16 protein-coding genes are annotated in these 18,840 nt (G+C 60.8%); 11 read left to right on the forward strand and 5 right to left on the reverse strand.

The window, feature by feature from the left end; translation table 11 throughout:
- The 5 genes from HX839_RS09490 to HX839_RS09510 form a co-directional block, all read right to left on the reverse strand.
- A partial coding sequence (locus HX839_RS09490) for a ribonucleotide-diphosphate reductase subunit beta (RefSeq protein WP_177066981.1) occupies nt 1-518 on the reverse strand: 518 nt, incomplete at its 3' end.
- Between the two features lie 470 nt (nt 519-988).
- A complete protein-coding gene (locus HX839_RS09495; RefSeq protein ID WP_177066982.1) occupies nt 989-2,272 on the reverse strand; it encodes an ABC transporter substrate-binding protein in 1,284 nt (427 codons plus the stop codon).
- Nucleotides 2,273-2,309: 37 nt separating this feature from the next.
- Entirely contained in the window at nt 2,310-3,566 is a 1,257-nt protein-coding gene (locus tag HX839_RS09500) for a DUF1479 domain-containing protein (RefSeq protein WP_003214353.1), read from the reverse strand.
- Between the two features lie 130 nt (nt 3,567-3,696).
- Complete coding sequence (locus tag HX839_RS09505; RefSeq protein WP_177066983.1) at nt 3,697-4,560, reverse strand: AraC family transcriptional regulator; 864 nt, start codon at nt 4,558-4,560, stop codon at nt 3,697-3,699.
- Nucleotides 4,561-4,703: 143 nt separating this feature from the next.
- Nucleotides 4,704-4,973: a DUF2790 domain-containing protein gene (locus tag HX839_RS09510; RefSeq protein WP_008435250.1), complete on the reverse strand. Its 270-nt coding sequence runs from the start codon at nt 4,971-4,973 to the stop codon at nt 4,704-4,706.
- Nucleotides 4,974-5,367: 394 nt separating this feature from the next.
- Between HX839_RS09510 and acs the strand changes: the two genes are divergently transcribed.
- From acs to astD, 11 genes are all read left to right on the forward strand, one after another.
- A complete protein-coding gene (gene acs / locus HX839_RS09515) occupies nt 5,368-7,323 on the forward strand; it encodes an acetate--CoA ligase (protein WP_003214346.1) in 1,956 nt (651 codons plus the stop codon).
- A gap of 684 nt (nt 7,324-8,007) precedes the next feature.
- Entirely contained in the window at nt 8,008-8,793 is a 786-nt protein-coding gene (locus HX839_RS09520; protein ID WP_003214343.1) for an ABC transporter substrate-binding protein, read from the forward strand.
- Between the two features lie 91 nt (nt 8,794-8,884).
- On the forward strand, nt 8,885-9,574 hold the full coding sequence (locus tag HX839_RS09525; protein WP_003214341.1) for an ABC transporter permease: 690 nt from the start codon (nt 8,885-8,887) through the stop codon (nt 9,572-9,574).
- Complete coding sequence (locus HX839_RS09530) at nt 9,571-10,269, forward strand: ABC transporter permease (protein ID WP_010165618.1); 699 nt, start codon at nt 9,571-9,573, stop codon at nt 10,267-10,269. Before HX839_RS09525 ends, HX839_RS09530 begins: the two co-directional genes overlap by 4 nt.
- Nucleotide 10,270: 1 nt before the next feature.
- Nucleotides 10,271-11,383, forward strand: coding sequence for a succinylglutamate desuccinylase/aspartoacylase family protein (locus HX839_RS09535; RefSeq protein ID WP_008435255.1), 1,113 nt, complete (start codon nt 10,271-10,273; stop codon nt 11,381-11,383).
- A gap of 27 nt (nt 11,384-11,410) precedes the next feature.
- Nucleotides 11,411-12,175: an ABC transporter ATP-binding protein gene (locus HX839_RS09540; RefSeq protein WP_003214336.1), complete on the forward strand. Its 765-nt coding sequence runs from the start codon at nt 11,411-11,413 to the stop codon at nt 12,173-12,175.
- A gap of 247 nt (nt 12,176-12,422) precedes the next feature.
- Nucleotides 12,423-13,403 (forward strand): GlxA family transcriptional regulator, encoded by a 981-nt coding sequence (locus tag HX839_RS09545; protein ID WP_003214334.1) that lies wholly within the window; start codon nt 12,423-12,425, stop codon nt 13,401-13,403.
- A gap of 310 nt (nt 13,404-13,713) precedes the next feature.
- A complete protein-coding gene (locus HX839_RS09550) occupies nt 13,714-14,934 on the forward strand; it encodes an aspartate aminotransferase family protein (protein ID WP_177066984.1) in 1,221 nt (406 codons plus the stop codon).
- A gap of 244 nt (nt 14,935-15,178) precedes the next feature.
- Nucleotides 15,179-16,198 (forward strand): arginine/ornithine succinyltransferase subunit alpha, encoded by a 1,020-nt coding sequence (gene aruF / locus HX839_RS09555; RefSeq protein WP_063027854.1) that lies wholly within the window; start codon nt 15,179-15,181, stop codon nt 16,196-16,198.
- Nucleotides 16,199-16,247: 49 nt separating this feature from the next.
- A complete protein-coding gene (astA, locus tag HX839_RS09560; protein ID WP_003214325.1) occupies nt 16,248-17,273 on the forward strand; it encodes an arginine N-succinyltransferase in 1,026 nt (341 codons plus the stop codon).
- Nucleotides 17,270-18,739, forward strand: a complete 1,470-nt coding sequence (gene astD, locus HX839_RS09565; RefSeq protein WP_168197533.1) for a succinylglutamate-semialdehyde dehydrogenase — start codon at nt 17,270-17,272, stop codon at nt 18,737-18,739. Before astA ends, astD begins: the two co-directional genes overlap by 4 nt.
- Nucleotides 18,740-18,840 lie beyond the last annotated feature (101 nt).

The following is an 18,840-nucleotide window of genomic DNA, read 5'->3' on the forward strand; positions in this document are numbered from 1 at the left end:
GTGATCAGGCGGTACACGGCCAATACCAGGTTGTTGGCGACCAACGAATCCGCAGTGGAGAAGAAGCCGAGGTTGCGCATCACGATGCGACGTTCGTCGTCGGTCAGGCCTTCCGGATTTTTCCACAGGGCGATGTCGGCGGTCATGTTGACCTCTTGCGGCATCCAGTGGTTGGCGCAGCCGTCGAGGTATTTCTGCCAGGCCCAGTCGTACTTGAAAGGTACGAGTTGGTTGAGGTCGGCGCGGCAGTTGATCATGCGCTTTTCGTCAACGGCGACGCGGGCGGCGGAGCCTTCGAGTTCGGCTAGGCCTTCGGCGACGTCGAGTTTGTCGAGGGCGGCCTTGGCCCGGATGATCGCGGCGGAGTCATTGGCGGTGACGGCGCGGGCTTCGATGGCGGCAGCAGCGCCGGCACCGTCGAGGCGGTCCATGTTGGCTTCGGTGGCGTGGCCGGCGTTGGCGCCTTTGGCAACTACTTCGCCGTCTTCTTCTTTGTCGAATTCGTCCCAGCTCAGCATGACGTGTCGTCTCCTGCGTGAGGGCTCTAAGGTGCCCGTGTGAAACCGGATGGTGGGGTGTTCACACGGCCCAAAGGCCGCGGTGGATCTTAAGGAATCGTTTGTTGCAGCTAACGCACGCATTAAACGGAATCAGGGTTACGGGTGTTCTGCTTGAGGCTTGAGGGGCGGAGCAATGCTTACTGGCTCCAGCGGGGGCCTCAGGTCTGGCTCTTCGTCCCAGTGTAAAGGGATATTGCAGGCCCGATTTACCCGCGCATTATAGGGAAAAATTCGACTTTGTGTTGCGGCGGATGGTCTCGGTGAGCGGCCAAAATGGTGGTGTTTGCAGCCAAGGTCCGGGTTTACAAGGCTTTGCCTGGCTTGGATTTTTTTGACGGGCGGTAGGCGTTTGTTTCAGCGCGCCGAACTGGGGCAGATTCGGTCTGGAAGTTCTTGCGCCGTTTGGCGCAAGAACGGGTCGCGGGGGGTTACTGGGCTGCGGCTTTGATGCTGGCAAACATCTGCTTGCCAGCCTTGGCGGGGTCCGCGTCTTTATTGCTCATGAAGTTGCTGACCACATCAAACACCGCCCCTTGCACCGCCTGGGACGTGGACATGTTGAAGGCCATGCTCGGCTCCAGCGTGCCGGCGTTCTCGGCTTCGGCGAAGTCCTTGGCGGAAGCCTGGGCACAGCTGTCGAACTGGCTCATGTCCAGGCCCTTGATCACCGGGATGGAGCCTTTGTTCTGGTTGAACACGCTCTGGAATTGCGGCTCCAGGGCGATCTTGGCCAGGTCGTCGCGAGCCGCGTTGTTGCCCGGCGTATCATTTTTACTGGACGGTTTGAACATGGCCAGTGAGTCGATGGTGTAGCTATAAATGCCTTGTGAGCCGGGGAAGGGCACGCATTCATAATCGGCCCCGGCTTTTTTACCCGCCGCGGTCCACTCACTCTTGGCCCAGTCCCCCATGATTTGCATGCCGGCCTGGCCATTGATGACTTTGGCGGTTTCCATGTTCCAGTCCTGGCCTGCGCCGTTGGGGTCCATGTAGGTCTTCAGCTTGCGCAGCGCGACGAAGACTTCGGTCATTTTGGGGCCGGTGAAGGTGGCTTCGTCGTTGTCGATAAAGGCTTTCTGGAAGCCATCGGCGCCCAGGATGCTGAGCACCAGGCTTTCAAATACGGTGGTGTCCTGCCAGGGTTGGCCGCCGTGGGCGATGGCGATGAAGCCGGCGGCCTTGAGTTTGTCGCCGGCGGCGTAGAGTTCTTCCAGGGTGGCCGGGGCTTTGGACACGCCGGCTTTTTTGAGCACCTCGGGGTTGATCCATAACCAGTTGATGCGGTGGATGTTGAGCGGTACGGCGACGTAGTGGTCGTCGAACTTCATCAGTTGCGCAATGCTTTCGGGCAGCAGGCTGTCCCAGTGATTGGCCTTGGCGACGTTGTCGACGCTGGTCAGCAGGCCCAGCTTGCCCCACTCCTGAATGTCCGGAGCTTTGATCTGCGCGGCAGAGGGCGGGTTGCCGGAGACGGCGCGGCTCTTGAGGACGGTCATGGCAGCAGCGCCACCGCCGCCGGCCACGGCACTGTTTTGCCAGATGAAGCCGTCTTTCTCGATCAGTTGTTGCAGCACCTGTACAGACTTGGCTTCCCCGCCCGAGGTCCAGTAGTGGACGACTTCAACAGTGCCTTTGCTGTCGGCTGCGTGAGCGGCGAACGTGCAAAGGCTGGCGAGGGAGATGGCAACGGCAAGGCGATGGGGGATTTTCATGTGGGATAACCCTTTTTGTTGTTTTGGGGAGCGGTGCTTATTCCAGCCCCAGCCCTTTGCGGCCGAGGGTGTTCAGTTGCGGCGTCATGAAGCGGTCTTTCCACTCTTTCTCGTAGTCCTCCCGGGCGAAATCATCCGGTGAGGCCCCTTGCTCGAACGCCCTGAGCACATCCTTGGCGTACCGCAGGTTTTTCGGGCACATGGGCGCGGCGGGCACGTACATCACGTTGCCCCAGCCCTGTTGATTTTCGACGGGGGCGACGCTGTGGATCACGTCGCAGTGCCACCACACCGAATCGCCGGCCTGCACGTCCGGAATCGGGGTCATGCCCTGGACCAGCAGCGGGTGCCATTTCTCTGAAACTGGCAGCACCTTGCCCGGCGCAACGCCGCACAGCTCATCTTCGGGGACATCGTCCAGCAGCGGGCGCAGCAGCATGTAGGCCATGGCCTTGGGGATCGGCAAGGTATGCAGCACGCCCTGGTCGGCCTGCATGTCGCACAGTGCGGTCCAGCCCTGGAAGGTGCGGAAGGCCGAGCATTTCACCGTGTCCTTGTAGGCGTATTCATCGACTTCGGTGCGATGGGCGGCGTCCCAGGGGTCGTAGGACTTGAAGTCGTTGCGGTAGATCTTGTCGAACACCTTGAGGTAGGCGGGGTGCAGCCAGCGTTCCAGGGCGCCCGAGTCGGTGTGCGGGCCAAGCCCTTTGGAGCTGGTGCCCGGTGGGCGGCGGCGGACGCGGTCGGGGTATAGCGCATTGATGTCTGGGTCGAACCATTGCCGGCCTTGGGAATCGTAGGTCCACAGGCGATTCAGGAACGACTGCGCGGCGCCCATGCGCTCGTGTTGGCGCAGTTGCATCTGGGCGTCGGACCAATAGATCGGGAATATCTCCGGGCGCGAGGCTTCGAGGTTACCGAAGAAATTGTCGGCCGGGCCGCGATACACCTCGTCGAAATGGTTGTGGTCGAGGTAGTCCAGCAGGCTCTTGTCCCACCCCAGCACTTGTTCCCTGGGGAAGTGGTTGCGGATCACCAGGCAGCCCCTGCGCTTGATGATTGCCCGTTGTGCTTCGGTGACCTGGCCGTTGGCGATGGTTTCAAAGTCAAGCTCGGGCCAGGCGGACTGCTGTGCCTTGATCGAGGCGATTTCAGTACTGATGAACTCGCTGACCTCGGCGAACAGCGTAGGCACATCGCCGATCTGCGCGCGCAGGGCCTTTTTCATCGCGACGATGCTGCGCTTGTAGTCGTCCGGCAGCTCGGCGCATTCGAAGGCGTGGTAGTTGCTCATGGGGTGACCTGTCTTGTTGTTGTGTGCATACAGGTATGGAATCACCCCGGCCCGCCTGGGCGGCAGCCTGATTTGGCGCGTTGAGCAGTACGATTGTGGCGTTTGTTGTAAGGCGTATAGAAGAATCGGCTTATTGAAAGTGATGCCCGTGTTGAAGCCGAAACTGTGACGGCGTCATGCCCTTGTGCGCCTTGAACTGCCGATTGAACAACGCCTGGGAGGCATAGCCGACCTGTTCGGAAATCGCGCTGATCGCCAGGTTGCCCTGCATCAATAAAGCGCAGGCATGTCCGATGCGTAGCCGGACGATGTAGTCCAGCGCCGTGCAGCGTGTATGTTTGCGGAACATGCGATGGAAGGCTGAAACGCTGACGCAGGCCATTTGCGCCAGCTCGGGAATGCCGACAGGTTGCGCATAGTGGCCGTGCAGGTAGTCCAGGACGCGGCGGATGCGCGCGTCTTCAACGATGTGAGGGGCGGCGTTTTCCGTCGCGATGCGCTGCGCGGCGATATCCCGGGACAATGTGTTGAGCACGGTAAGCAACGAGATCAGTCGCTGGGAAGCGTCTTGCTCGACCATGGCTTCGATCACCGGGCGCAGCGCCCGGGACGTAGCATCACTGAAACTCAACGCCTGTCGCGCAGCAGCCAATAGCGCGCGCGTCGACCCCATCTCCGGAAACAGTTGCACCAGCGAGTCCGCCCAGGCCTCGGAAAACCAGATGACCAGGGCAATGTGCGGTTTGGCGGGGTCGATCAGCTCGGCGGAAGACCAGCTATGGGGCACGTTCGGGCCCACCAGCACCAGGTCGCCGTCATCGTACAGCGCCACATCGTTGCTGATATAGCGGTGCCCGCGGCTGTTGAGGGTCAGGGTCAGTTCGTATTCGGGATGGTGATGCCATTCAAACGGAATCGCTTCCGGTAGACGCCTGTTCAGCAGGGTCCAAGAGGTGTTCGCCTCGGTGGGGATTTTTTCGAAACTGGCTCGCATGAATGCATCCTGCCTTGCAGGTGAGGTGGCGGCGCCACAATCGTAGCATTCGATTCAAGCGGTAGGGGATAAGCCGGCTCTTTGCCGCAAGAACGATTTCTTGCGGCGAATAAGATCAGGTTCAGTTCAAACTAACGAAGTTATTATCCGTTAGAGCAACCGTTACCCATGACCTGATATTGAAGAATATGACGCTGACCTTGTGAGTCTTCATATTCCATTTTTACCGGTACAACTTTGCATACATCCGGGACTTCACTCATGGACACTACTTTGGCGACGTCCAGATGGGTGCTGTAAGTGTAATCCTCAACAATCGGGGTGCTCTGGCTGGCTACGTCGGTCGGGGCTTCGTCGGCCAGGGCGGCGGTGGCGCACAAGCTGCTAAGGGCCATAACTAATAACGCTTTCATTTGACTATTTACCTTTTGGCGGTCGAAAGGGGTCACGGGGCCCTTGTGAGGCCACGTGTGTAACTTGATTGGGAAGTTCGGATTAACGTTGCCTTCGTGGGGGCTGTTACGTTGTTAATCACAGTGCCTTGATGGCGAGGTTGATTTTAGGCGTCCGAGTTATATTCATATACCCGTGCTTTTGATAAACACTATTGGTGGTTTTTGTAACAATCGCGAAATGAAGGTTTTTTCAGAAACCTGCAAAGCGCCACGGGCCGCGGGCCAGAGCGCTGCCAGGGGATAGGTGGGCAATTTGTAGGGGCTTGTTACTACCATCGTCGAATGGTTCTATAGGTCCGGCCCGGCTACAACAGGGCCATACAACAACAACTATGTCACCGAGGTAAGAAAGATGAGTGCGGCTTCTCTGTACCCCGTTCGCCCCGAAGTAGCAGCCAATACGCTGACCGATGAGGCGACCTACAAGGCCATGTACCAGCAGTCGGTGGTCAACCCCGACGGTTTCTGGCGCGAGCAAGCCAAGCGCCTTGACTGGATCAAGCCTTTCACCACGGTGAAGCAGACCTCCTTCGACGATCACCATGTCGACATCAAATGGTTTGCCGACGGCACCCTCAACGTTTCCTACAACTGCCTGGACCGCCACCTCGCCGAGCGTGGCGACCAGCCGGCAATCATCTGGGAGGGCGACGACCCTGCCGAAAGCCGCACCATCACCTACCGCGAGCTGCATGAAGAAGTCTGCAAGTTCGCCAACGCCCTGCGCGGCCAGGATGTGCACCGCGGCGACGTGGTGACTATCTATATGCCGATGATTCCCGAAGCCGCGGTCGCCATGCTGGCCTGTGCCCGGATCGGTGCGATTCACTCGGTGGTGTTTGGCGGGTTCTCGCCAGAGGCCCTGGCCGGTCGGATCATCGACTGCAAATCCAAGGTGGTGATCACCGCCGACGAAGGCATTCGTGCCGGCAAGAAAATTTCCCTGAAGGCCAACGTCGACGACGCCCTGACCAACCCGGAAACCAGCAGCATCCAGAAAGTCATCGTGTGCAAGCGCACCGGTGGCAACATCAAGTGGAACCAGCATCGCGACATCTGGTACGAAGACCTGATGAAAGTGGCGGGCACCGTGTGTGCGCCGAAAGAGATGGGCGCCGAAGAAGCGCTGTTCATCCTTTACACCTCCGGCTCCACCGGCAAGCCGAAGGGCGTGCAGCACACCACCGGCGGCTACCTGTTGTACGCAGCCCTGACCCACGAGCGCGTGTTTGACTACCGTCCGGGCGAAATCTACTGGTGCACCGCCGACGTCGGCTGGGTCACCGGCCACACCTATATCGTCTATGGCCCACTGGCCAACGGCGCGACCACGCTGATGTTCGAAGGCGTGCCGAACTATCCGGACATCACCCGGGTGGCGAAGATCGTCGACAAGCACAAAGTGAACATCCTCTACACCGCACCGACCGCGATCCGCGCCATGATGGCCTCCGGCACCGCCGCCTGCGAAGGCGCCGATGGCAGCAGCTTGCGCCTGCTGGGTTCGGTGGGTGAGCCGATTAACCCGGAAGCGTGGGACTGGTACTACAAGAACGTCGGCCAATCCCGTTGCCCGATCGTCGATACCTGGTGGCAGACCGAGACCGGCGGCAACATGATGAGCCCGCTGCCGGGCGCCCATGCCCTCAAGCCGGGTTCGGCGGCGCGCCCATTCTTTGGCGTGGTACCGGCGCTGGTGGATAACCTCGGCAACCTGATTGAAGGCGTAGCCGAGGGTAACCTGGTGATCCTGGATTCGTGGCCGGGCCAGGCACGTACGCTGTATGGCGACCATGACCGGTTTGTGGACACCTACTTCAAGACCTTCCGTGGCATGTACTTCACCGGTGACGGTGCGCGCCGTGACGAGGATGGCTACTACTGGATCACCGGGCGGGTGGATGACGTGCTGAACGTCTCCGGCCACCGCATGGGCACCGCCGAGATTGAGAGCGCCATGGTTGCGCACCCGAAAGTCGCGGAAGCGGCGGTGGTGGGGGTGCCTCATGACATCAAGGGCCAGGGCATCTATGTGTATGTCACGCTGAAAAACGGCGAAGAGCCGAATGAAGCGTTGCGCCTGGAGTTGAAAAACTGGGTGCGTAAAGAGATCGGGCCGATTGCTTCACCGGATGTGATCCAGTGGGCACCGGGCTTGCCGAAGACCCGTTCGGGGAAAATCATGCGCCGGATCCTGCGCAAGATTGCCACCGCTGAATACGACGGGTTGGGCGATATCTCCACCCTGGCGGATCCGAGTGTGGTGGCGCATTTGATCGAGACGCACAAGACCATGAACGTCGCGTAAGGCGGGTTTGTGGGACGAAGCCCCATTCGGCGTAGGCCGGATGGGGCTTTTTTGTGCGATCGGACAGGCGACCTATAACCCCTGTGGGAGCGGGCTTGCTCGCGAAGGCGGTGTATCAGTTAGTGGTGTGCTGGCTGACACGCCGCCTTCGCGAGCAAGCCCGCTCCCACATTTTGATTGCATTCCAAGATTGGTCATTCAGTGGCGCGACTTACACAAGGCCAATAAATATCGGATTGTGTTGTAGGAAGTTTCTGAATGTTACCGAACCCGGCAAATGTGTAACCCCACGCCCAAACATGAGGCAAAGTGCTACGCCCATGCCCCGAAAACCCGCGTCTTAGACGCCCTGAAAAATTAGATCCAACGCTACACTTGCCGTGCTAGAAGGGTTTGCGAATAATAGGCCCGCAACTTGCAGCGTTAACAGGTTTAATATCTTTTGCCTCTGCATAAAATCAAGAGGCTGTCAATGTGCTGGAACCGCTTTCTCGGTGCTTCTGTAAATTGTTGTCGCATTGAGGAAATATCGGCTTCCGGCCTGTCGTTAGAATGCCGATCACTCGCTCGTCGTCGCCGATGCTGAACTGGCGCAGGACGCAGCACCGCTATTCGGTTTCACTCATTCGCATCGTGGGCCCTGGCTCATACTGCTGTTTTGCCCTATACCGATGGAGTCCCAAGATGAAGAAACTCGTGCTGTTGGGCGCCCTGGCGCTGTCCGTGCTGTCCATGCAGGCTTTCGCCGAAGGCAAGCCACTGAAGATTGGTATTGAAGCGGCTTACCCTCCGTTTGCCTCGAAGGCACCGGACGGCAGCATCGTCGGTTTTGACTACGACATCGGCAACGCCCTGTGTGAGCAGATGCAGGTCAAGTGCACCTGGGTCGAGCAGGAATTCGACGGCCTGATCCCGGCGCTGAAAGTGCGCAAAATCGACGCCATCCTGTCCTCGATGTCCATCACCGACGATCGCAAGAAGTCCGTGGACTTCACCAACCGCTACTACCTGACCCCGGCTCGCCTGGTATTGAAGGAAGGCACTGCCGTCAGCGACAGCCTGGATGAATTGAAAGGCAAGAAAATCGGCGTGCAGCGCGGTTCGATCCACGACCGTTTCGCCAAGGAAGTGCTGGCTCCCAAAGGCGCCACCATTGTTCCTTACAGCTCGCAGAACGAAATCTACCTGGACGTAGAAGCCGGTCGCCTTGATGGCACCGTAGCCGACGCCACCCTGTTGCAGGAAGGCTTCCTCGACACGCCAGCCGGTAAAGGCTACGCGTTCACCGGCCCGGCCTTCACCGACGCCAAGTACTTCGGCGACGGTATCGGCATCGCGGTACGTAAAGGCGACAAGGAAAACCTGGACCGCATCAACGCTGCAATCGCTGCGATCCGTGCCAACGGCAAGTACAAGGCAATCCAGGACAAGTACTTCAACTTCGACATTTACGGCCCAGAAGCCAAGTAAACCGTCGCAGCTGTCTGTCCAGAATGGCGCAAGCACCAGGATCTCTGAAGTTTGCGCCATTTTTTCATCCCCCTTTTCGAGGACCTGAATCATGTTGAAAGGCTACGGGGCTGTCATCCTCGATGGCGCTTGGTTGACGCTTCAGCTCGCCTTGTCGTCCATGGCCCTGGCCATTGTTCTGGGTCTGATCGGGGTCGCGTTGCGCCTCTCGCCGGTGCGCTGGTTGGCCTGGCTGGGCGACCTGTACTCCACGGTGATCCGCGGGATCCCCGACCTGGTGCTGATCCTGCTGATTTTCTACGGTGGTCAGGACCTGCTTAACCGCGTTGCGCCGTTGCTCGGCTACAACGACTACATTGACTTGAACCCCTTGGCCGCCGGTATCGGCACCCTGGGTTTCATCTTTGGCGCCTACCTTTCGGAAACCTTCCGTGGCGCCTTCATGGCCATTCCCAAGGGCCAGGCCGAAGCCGGCCTGGCGTATGGCATGAGCCCGTTCCAGGTGTTTTTCCGGGTGATGGTGCCGCAGATGATTCGGCTGGCGATCCCCGGGTTTACCAACAACTGGCTGGTACTGACCAAGGCCACCGCATTGATTTCGGTGGTGGGCCTGCAAGACATGATGTTCAAGGCCAAGCAGGCGGCAGACGCCACCCGCGAACCTTTTACCTTCTTCCTCGCAGTGGCGGCGATGTACCTGGTGATCACCAGCGTGTCGTTGCTGGCCCTGCGTCATCTTGAGAAGCGCTACTCGGTAGGCGTAAAGGCGGCTGATCTATGATCTTCGACTACAACGTCATCTGGGAGGCCATGCCGCTGTACCTCGGCGGCTTGCTGACCACCCTGAAACTGCTGGCCATTTCGCTGTTCTTCGGTTTGCTCGCGGCCTTGCCCCTGGGCCTGATGCGCGTGTCCAAGCAGCCGATCGTCAACGGTGTTGCCTGGCTGTACACCTATGTGATTCGCGGCACGCCGATGCTGGTGCAGCTGTTCTTGATCTACTACGGCCTGGCCCAGTTTGAAGCGGTGCGCGAAAGCTTCCTGTGGCCACTGCTGTCCAGCGCGACCTTCTGCGCGTGCCTGGCGTTTGCCGTGAACACCAGCGCCTACACCGCCGAAATCATCGCCGGCAGCCTCAAGGCCACGCCCCACGGCGAGATCGAGGCAGCCAAGGCCATGGGCATGTCGCGCTACAAGCTGTATCGCCGGATCCTGCTGCCATCGGCCCTGCGCCGGGCGCTGCCGCAATACAGCAACGAAGTGATCATGATGCTCCAGACCACGAGCCTGGCCTCCATCGTCACCCTGATCGACATTACCGGTGCCGCACGCACGGTGAACGCCCAGTACTACTTGCCGTTCGAAGCCTATATCACGGCGGGTGCGTTCTACCTGTGCCTGACCTTCATCCTGGTGCGCCTGTTCAAGTTGGCCGAAGGCCGCTGGCTGAGCTACCTGGCTCCACGGAAGCATTGATATGGAACGTATCGATCACCTGTTGCCCTGGGGTCACCTGGGCTGCGAACGCCAGCTGACGGTGTTTCGTTTCGGCAGCGGCGAGCGCAAGGCTTATATCCAGGCCAGCCTGCACGCGGATGAATTGCCCGGCATGCGCGCCGCCTGGGAGCTGAAAAAGCGCCTGACGGAACTGGAACAGCAAGGCGCCCTCAACGGCGTGATCGAGCTGGTTCCCGTCGCCAATCCGATGGGCCTGGGGCAACTGCTGCAAGGCAGTCACCAGGGCCGTTTCGAGATCGGCAGCGGCAAGAACTTCAACCGCGACTTCGTTGAGTTGAGCGAGCCGGTTACCGAGTTGCTCAACGGCAAGCTGGGGGATGATCCTCACGCCAATGTGCGCTTGATCCGCCAGGCCATGAGCGATGCGCTCAATGCGTTGCCGGCGCCGAGCAGCCAGTTGCAAGGCATGCAGCGGGTGTTGCTGAGCCATGCCTGCACCGCCGACGTGGTCCTCGACCTGCATTGCGACGCCGAAGCCGCGTTGCACATGTACGCGCTGCCGCAACACTGGCCGCAGTGGCGTTCGCTGTCGGCGCACCTGAATGTGAAGGTCGGCCTGCTGGCGGAAGATTCCGGCGGCAGTTCGTTTGACGAAGCCTGCTCGCTACCGTGGCTGCGGCTGTCCCGGGCGTTCCCCGAGGCGCAGATTCCCCTGGCGTGCCTGGCGACGACTCTGGAGCTGGGTGGCCAGGCCGATACTGGCCGTGACGAAGCGATTTTCCACGCTGAAGGCATCCTGGCGTTCCTCGCCGAGCAAGGCCTGATCCGTGGTGAATGGCCCGCGCCGCAGCACGAGCCCTGCGAAGGCCTGCCCTTCGAAGGCACCGAGTTGTTGTTCGCGCCCCACGCCGGCGTGATCAGCTACCTGCGTAAAGCCGGTGACGTAGTCGAAGCCGGCGACCCGATATTTGAAGTGATCGATCCCTTGTCCGACCGCGTGAGCATTGTTTGCGCGGGCACGCCTGGGGTGCTGTTTGCCGTTGAACGGCTACGTTATGCCCAAGCGGGTTTCTGGCTGGCCAAGGTGGCGGGGCGCGAAGCGCTGCGGCACGGGCGCTTGCTCAACGACTGACCAACTGTTTTTGTGAGAACCGACCGCATGTACAAACTTGAAGTCCAAGACCTGCATAAACGCTATGGCAGTCATGAAGTGCTCAAAGGTGTTTCCCTGGCCGCCGCGGCCGGTGATGTGATCAGCATCATCGGGTCCAGTGGCTCGGGCAAAAGTACCTTTTTGCGCTGCATCAACCTGCTGGAGCAGCCCCACGCCGGCAAGATTCTGCTCAATAACGAAGAGCTGAAACTGGTGGCCAACAAAGACGGCGCCATGAAGGCTGCAGACCCGAAACAGCTGCAACGCATGCGTTCGCGACTGTCGATGGTGTTCCAGCACTTCAACCTGTGGTCCCACATGACCGCGCTGGAAAACGTCATGGAAGCACCGGTGCACGTCTTGGGCATGTCGAAAAAAGACGCCCGGGAAAAGGCCGAGCACTACCTGGCTAAAGTCGGTGTGGGCCATCGTAAGGATGCGTTCCCTGGCCACATGTCCGGCGGTGAACAGCAACGCGTGGCGATTGCCCGTGCCCTGGCGATGGAGCCTGAGGTGATGCTGTTCGACGAACCCACCTCGGCCCTTGACCCGGAGCTGGTGGGCGAAGTGCTCAAGGTGATGCAGGACCTGGCCCAGGAAGGCCGGACCATGGTGGTGGTGACCCACGAAATGGGCTTTGCCCGTGAAGTCTCCAACCAGTTGGTATTCCTGCACAAAGGCATCGTTGAAGAACGTGGCAACCCGCGCGAAGTGCTGGTCAACCCACAGTCCGAGCGTTTGCAGCAGTTTCTTTCCGGCAGCTTGAAGTAAACAGAACTGCTTTTATGCACTGAATTAGTGCAAGCTTCACAATCCTGAGGTTGCCCAATCCCCTGTGGGAGCGGGCTTGCTCGCGAAAGCGGTGTATCAGTTGATACATCCGGTGACTGATCCACCGCATTCGCGAGCAGGCCCGCTCCCACATTTGGATCTTCACCCGCTTTAGAGATTTGTGTTGGTTTACGGGCTAGCATTGGCCTTTGTCTTCATTACTGTTACTCGCTTCGGATAGCACTCCATGACTGCCCATCGAATTGGTTTCCTGATTTGGCCCAGCACTAAAGCACTGACGCTTGCGCTGGCTGAGGAGGCCTTGCGCGTTGCTCAGCGGGTGCATCCGGACGTGGTGTACGAACTCTCGTTTTTGCAGGCCGAACCGCCAATCGACGGCGCCTGGCAACTGCCGGGTGAGCCCTGGGCTGGCAAGCTGGAAGGTTTCCAGAAGCTGTTCCTGCTGGCCGATGAGCCACCGACCGTCATCGCCTCCCAGCTCAGCACCGCCCTCAAGCAACTGGTGCGTGCCGGGTGTGTGATCGGCGGCCTGTCGGCCGGTGTGTATCCGTTGGCCCAGCTCGGTCTGCTCGACGGCTATCGCGCCGCTGTGCACTGGCGCTGGCAGGACGATTTCGCCGAGCGTTTCCCCAAGGTCATCGCCACCAGCCATCTGTTCGACTGGGACCGTGACCGCCTGACCGCCTGCGGTGGCATGTCGGTACTCGACCTGCTGCTGGCAGTGCTGGCCCGTGACCACGGCGCCGAACTGGCCGGGGCGGTCTCGGAAGAACTGGTGGTAGAGCGCATCCGCGAAGGCGGCGAGCGCCAGCGCATCCCGCTGCAAAACCGCCTGGGTTCCAGCCATCCAAAGCTGACCCAGGCGGTTTTGCTGATGGAGGCCAACATCGAAGAGCCGCTGACCACCGACGAAATCGCCCAGCATGTGTGCGTGTCCCGACGACAGCTCGAGCGGATCTTCAAGCAATACCTCAATCGCGTCCCCAGCCAGTACTACCTGGAACTGCGCCTTAACAAGGCCCGCCAGATGCTCATGCAAACCAGCAAGTCGATCATCCAGATCGGCCTGTCCTGCGGCTTCTCCTCGGGGCCGCACTTCTCCAGCGCCTACCGCAACTTCTTCGGCGCCACCCCTCGTGAAGACCGCAACCAGCGCCGCAGCAGCAGCCCGTTCGAATTGTCGTCGGTGCCGTCCGAGCGCGGCTAGGCATCAGTGCTCGGCCGGCATCTCCAGGCGATGGCGCTGTTCCTGTGCGCGGATGAGATCAACAGCAGACCAAAACGGCCATCGGCGACGGCATTGGATAGTTGTGCCTCACCGACCGCCCAAAACCGGCCCGGGCGGTTTAAACTGCGCCATTGCGATGCTATTTGTCGCATTGGCGTAAACCCGCGAAAATCGCGGGTTGGCGCTATAAGAAGTTGTCGCTTGGCGGCAAGGCCGCGCTGAAAACTGTCCTTACAATCCCTGCATCGCCCGCCAGTTTCAGGCAGGCGTTCCTCTTCAGGAGACTCCGATGTCCGTTGAGCAAGCCCCGGTGCAACGTGCCGATTTCGACCAGGTCATGGTTCCCAACTACGCACCTGCCGCTTTCATCCCCGTGCGTGGCGCAGGTTCCCGCGTATGGGACCAGGCGGGCCGAGAGCTGATCGACTTTGCCGGCGGCATCGCGGTCAACGTATTGGGCCACGCCCACCCGGCGCTGGTCGGTGCACTGACCGAACAGGCCAACAAGCTGTGGCACGTGTCCAACGTCTTCACCAATGAGCCGGCCCTGCGCCTGGCCCATAAGCTGATCGACGCCACGTTTGCCGAGCGTGTGTTCTTCTGCAACTCCGGCGCCGAAGCCAACGAGGCCGCCTTCAAGTTGGCCCGTCGTGTCGCGTTCGACCGCTTCGGCACCGAGAAATACGAAATCATCGCCGCGCTGAACAGCTTCCACGGCCGTACCCTGTTCACCGTGAACGTGGGTGGCCAGTCGAAGTACTCCGACGGCTTCGGTCCGAAGATCGTCGGCATCACCCACGTGCTTTACAACGATCTGGAGGCGCTGAAAGCCGCCGTCTCGGACAAGACCTGCGCCGTGGTGCTGGAGCCGATCCAGGGCGAAGGCGGCGTGCTGCCGGCAGAACTGTCGTACCTGCAAGGTGCCCGCGACCTGTGCGACGCGAACAACGCGCTGCTGGTGTTCGACGAAGTGCAAACCGGCATGGGCCGCAGCGGCGAGCTGTTCGCCTACCAGCATTACGGCGTCGTGCCGGACATCCTCACCAGCGCCAAGAGCCTGGGCGGCGGTTTCCCGATCGCGGCCATGCTGACTCGCGAAGACCTGGCCAAGCACCTGGTGGTCGGCACCCACGGCACCACCTACGGCGGCAACCCGCTGGCGTGCGCGGTGGCGGAAGCGGTGATCGACGTGATCAACACGCCAGAAGTGCTGGCCGGCGTTAACGCCAAGCACGACCTGTTCGTTTCCCGTCTGGAGAAGATTGGCCAGCAATACGGCATCTTCACCGAAGTGCGTGGCCTGGGCCTGCTGCTCGGTTGCGTGCTGAGCGATGCCTGGAAAGGCAAGGCCAAGGACATCTTCAACGCCGCCGAGCGCGAAGGCTTGATGATCCTGCAAGCCGGCCCGGATGTGGTGCGCTTCGCCCCGAGCCTGGTGGTGGAAGATGCCGATATCCAGGAAGGTCTGGACCGCTTCGAACGTGCGGTGAAAAAGCTGACGCAAGCCTGATGGACCGTTGGGTGCCCGGCGAGTCGGGCGCCCAACACAAATTTTGTATGCCGGACTCTTTAGTTGAAGCTGTGAAGATCAAATGTGGGAGCGGGCTTGCTCGCGAATGCAGTGGCTCAGTCACCTGAAATGTTGAATGACACACCGCTTTCGCGAGCAAGCCCGCTCCCACACTTGACCTCACTGATTTCAAGATCGTGTCCGGCATTTTTTCCTGTGAGTTTTCGAGTTAAGGAGTGACACCATGCTGGTGATGCGCCCCGCGCAAATGGCTGATCTGGGCGAGGTACAGCGTCTGGCTGCGGACAGCCCGATTGGTGTCACCTCCTTGCCGGATGATGTCGAACGCCTGAGCGACAAGATCGCTGCGAGCGAAGCGTCCTTCGCCGCCGAGGTCAGCTTCAACGGTGAAGAAAGCTATTTCTTCGTCCTGGAAGACACCGACGCCGGCAAGCTGGTGGGCTGTTCGGCCATCGTTGCCTCGGCCGGCTACTCGGAACCGTTCTACAGCTTCCGTAACGAGACCTTCGTGCACGCTTCCCGCGAGCTGAAGATCCACAACAAGATCCACGTGCTCTCGCAGTGCCATGACCTCACCGGCAACAGCCTGCTGACCAGCTTCTACGTGGTGCCGGAGCTGGTGGGTTCGCCGTGGTCGGAGCTCAACTCCCGTGGCCGCCTGCTGTTCGTGGCCGGCCACCCGGAGCGCTTCGCCGATTCGGTGGTCACCGAGATTGTGGGCTACAGCGACGAGAACGGTGATTCGCCGTTCTGGGACGCCATCGGCCGCAACTTTTTCGACCTCAACTACGCCGCCGCCGAGCGCCTGTGCGGGTTGAAGAGCCGGACCTTCCTGGCCGAACTGATGCCGCATTACCCGATCTACGTGCCGCTGTTGCCGGACGCCGCCCAGGAAGCCATGGGCCAGGTTCACCCGCGGGCGCAGATCACCTTCGACATCCTGATGCGCGAAGGCTTCGAGACCGACCATTACATCGACATCTTCGACGGCGGCCCAACCCTGCATGCGCGCGTCTCGGGCATTCGCTCGATCGCCCAGAGCCGTGTGGTGCCGGTGAAGATCGGTGAGATGGTCAAGGGTGTCGGCCGCCAGTACCTGGTGAGCAACGGCCAGTTGCAGGATTACCGCGCGGTGATGCTGGAGCTGGACTACGCGCCGGGCAAGCCAGTGACCCTGGACCTGGAAACCGCCGAAGCCCTGGGCGTCGGCGAGGGTGCCAGCGTTCGACTGGTAGCGGTTTAAGAATGAGTTTCGCGGGTGGCTTGCAAGGCGGCCCGTTTGAGGAGATAGCATGATCGTTCGTCCCGTACGCAGCAGCGATTTACCGGCCCTGATTGATCTGGCGCGCAGCACCGGCACCGGCCTCACCACCTTGCCGGCCAACGAAGAGCGCCTGACCCATCGGGTCGGCTGGGCTGAAAAGACCTTTCGCGGCGAAGCCGGGCGCGGTGATGCGGACTACCTGTTCGTGCTGGAAAACGACGAAGGCCGCGTGGTGGGGATTTCCGCCATCGCCGGTGCCGTCGGCCTGCGCGAGCCCTGGTACAACTTCCGGGTCGGCCTGACGGTCAGCGCCTCCCAGGAGCTGAACATCTACCGTGAAATCCCGACGCTGTTTCTGGCCAACGACCTGACCGGCAACTCCGAGCTGTGCTCGTTGTTCCTGCACGCCGATTACCGCAATGGCCTTAACGGCCGCATGCTGGCCAAGGCGCGCATGCTGTTTATCGCGGAATTCCCGCAGCTGTTTGGCAACAAGATCATCGCCGAGATGCGCGGCATGTCCGACGAAGCCGGGCGCTCGCCGTTCTGGGAAAGCCTGGGCCGGCACTTTTTCAAGATGGAATTCAGCCAGGCCGACTACCTCACCGGCGTGGGCAACAAGGCGTTTATCGCCGAGCTGATGCCGAAGTTTCCGCTGTACACCTGCTTCCTGTCTGAGGACGCGCGCAACGTGATCGGCAAGGTCCACACCGACACCGAGCCGGCCCTGAGCATGCTCAAGAGCGAAGGTTTCAGCTACCAGGGCTACGTCGACATCTTCGACGCGGGCCCGGCGGTGGAGTGTGAAACCACCAAGATCCGCGCCGTGCGCGACAGCGAAGCGCTGGTGCTGGCGATTGGTACGCCGGGCGACGACGCCACGCCGTTCCTGATCCATAACCGCAAACGTGAAGATTGCCGCATCACCGCCGCGCCGGCGCGGTTGGCTGCGGGCACCCTGGTGGTCGATCAACAGACCGCCAAGCGCCTGCAACTGATCGCCGGTGATCAAGTGCGTGCCGTACCGTTGTCCGCTGCCCGGGAGTCGAAATAATGAATTCGCTATACATCGCAGGTGAATGGCTGGCTGGCCAGGGTGAAGTGTTTGAGTCGCTGAACCCGGTGACCCAGCAGGTGGTGTGGTCGGGTAATGGCGCCACCGCCGAGCAGGTCGAGTCCGCCGTCCAGGCCGCGCGCCAGGCCTTTCCAGCCTGGGCCAAGCGTTCCCTGGAAGAACGCCTGAGCGTGCTGGAAGCCTTCGCCGCCAACCTGAAAAGCCGTGCCGACGAACTCGCCCGCTGCATCGGTGAGGAAACCGGCAAGCCATTGTGGGAATCGGCGACTGAAGTCACCAGCATGGTCAACAAGGTCGCGATCTCGGTGCAAAGCTACCGCGAGCGTACCGGCGAAAAGAGCGGCCCGTTGGGCGACGCCACTGCCGTATTGCGCCACAAGCCCCACGGTGTGGTGGCGGTGTTTGGCCCTTACAACTTCCCCGGTCATCTGCCTAACGGCCACATCGTACCGGCCTTGCTGGCGGGTAACACCGTACTGTTCAAACCGAGCGAGCTGACCCCGAAAGTTGCCGAGCTGACCGTGCAATGCTGGATCGACGCCGGCCTGCCGGCGGGCGTGTTGAACCTGCTGCAAGGCGCACGGGAAACCGGGATCGCCCTGGCGGCGAATCCGGGCATCGACGGTCTGTTCTTCACTGGCTCCAGCCGCACCGGCAACCATCTGCACCAGCAATTCGCCGGGCGCCCGGACAAGATCCTCGCGCTGGAAATGGGCGGCAACAACCCGCTGGTGGTGGACGAAGTGGCCGATGTGGATGCGGCCGTGTACACCATTATCCAGTCGGCGTTTATCTCCGCTGGCCAGCGTTGCACCTGCGCCCGTCGCCTGCTGGTGCCGGAAGGCGCCTGGGGCGATGCGTTGCTCGCACGCCTGGTGGCGGTGAGCTCGACCATCGAAGTCGGCGCATTTGACCAAACGCCGGCGCCGTTCATGGGCTCGGTGATTTCCCTCGGTGCTGCCAAGGCGTTGATGGATGCCCAGGAATTGCTGTTGGCCAATGGCGCCGTGGCGCTGTTGGAAATGACTCAACCCCAGGCCCAGGCTGCGTTGCTGACGCCGGGGATTATCGATGTGACCGAGGTTACGGAACGTGCTGACGAAGAGCTGTTCGGCCCACTGCTGCAAGTGATCCGCTACGCTGATTTCGAGGCGGCGATTGCCGAGGCCAACAACACTCAATACGGCTTGGCGGCCGGGTTGCTGTCGGATTCCGAGGCGCGTTACCAGCAGTTCTGGCTGGAAAGCCGCGCCGGGATCGTCAACTGGAACAAACAGCTGACGGGTGCTGCGAGCAGCGCGCCATTTGGCGGGGTAGGGGCTTCGGGCAACCATCGCGCCAGCGCCTATTACGCGGCGGACTATTGCGCGTACCCGGTGGCCTCCCTTGAGACCCCGAGCCTGGTGCTACCGGCGACGTTAACCCCGGGTGTGACGCTGATCTAAATGTGGGAGCGGGCTTGCTCGCGAAGGCGGTGTGTCATTCAACATTTCAGGCGACTGAACCACCGCTTTCGCGAGCAAGCCCGCTCCCACACTTGATTTGT

Source organism: Pseudomonas sp. I8001 (genome assembly GCF_013385345.1).
Taxonomy (GTDB): domain Bacteria; phylum Pseudomonadota; class Gammaproteobacteria; order Pseudomonadales; family Pseudomonadaceae; genus Aquipseudomonas.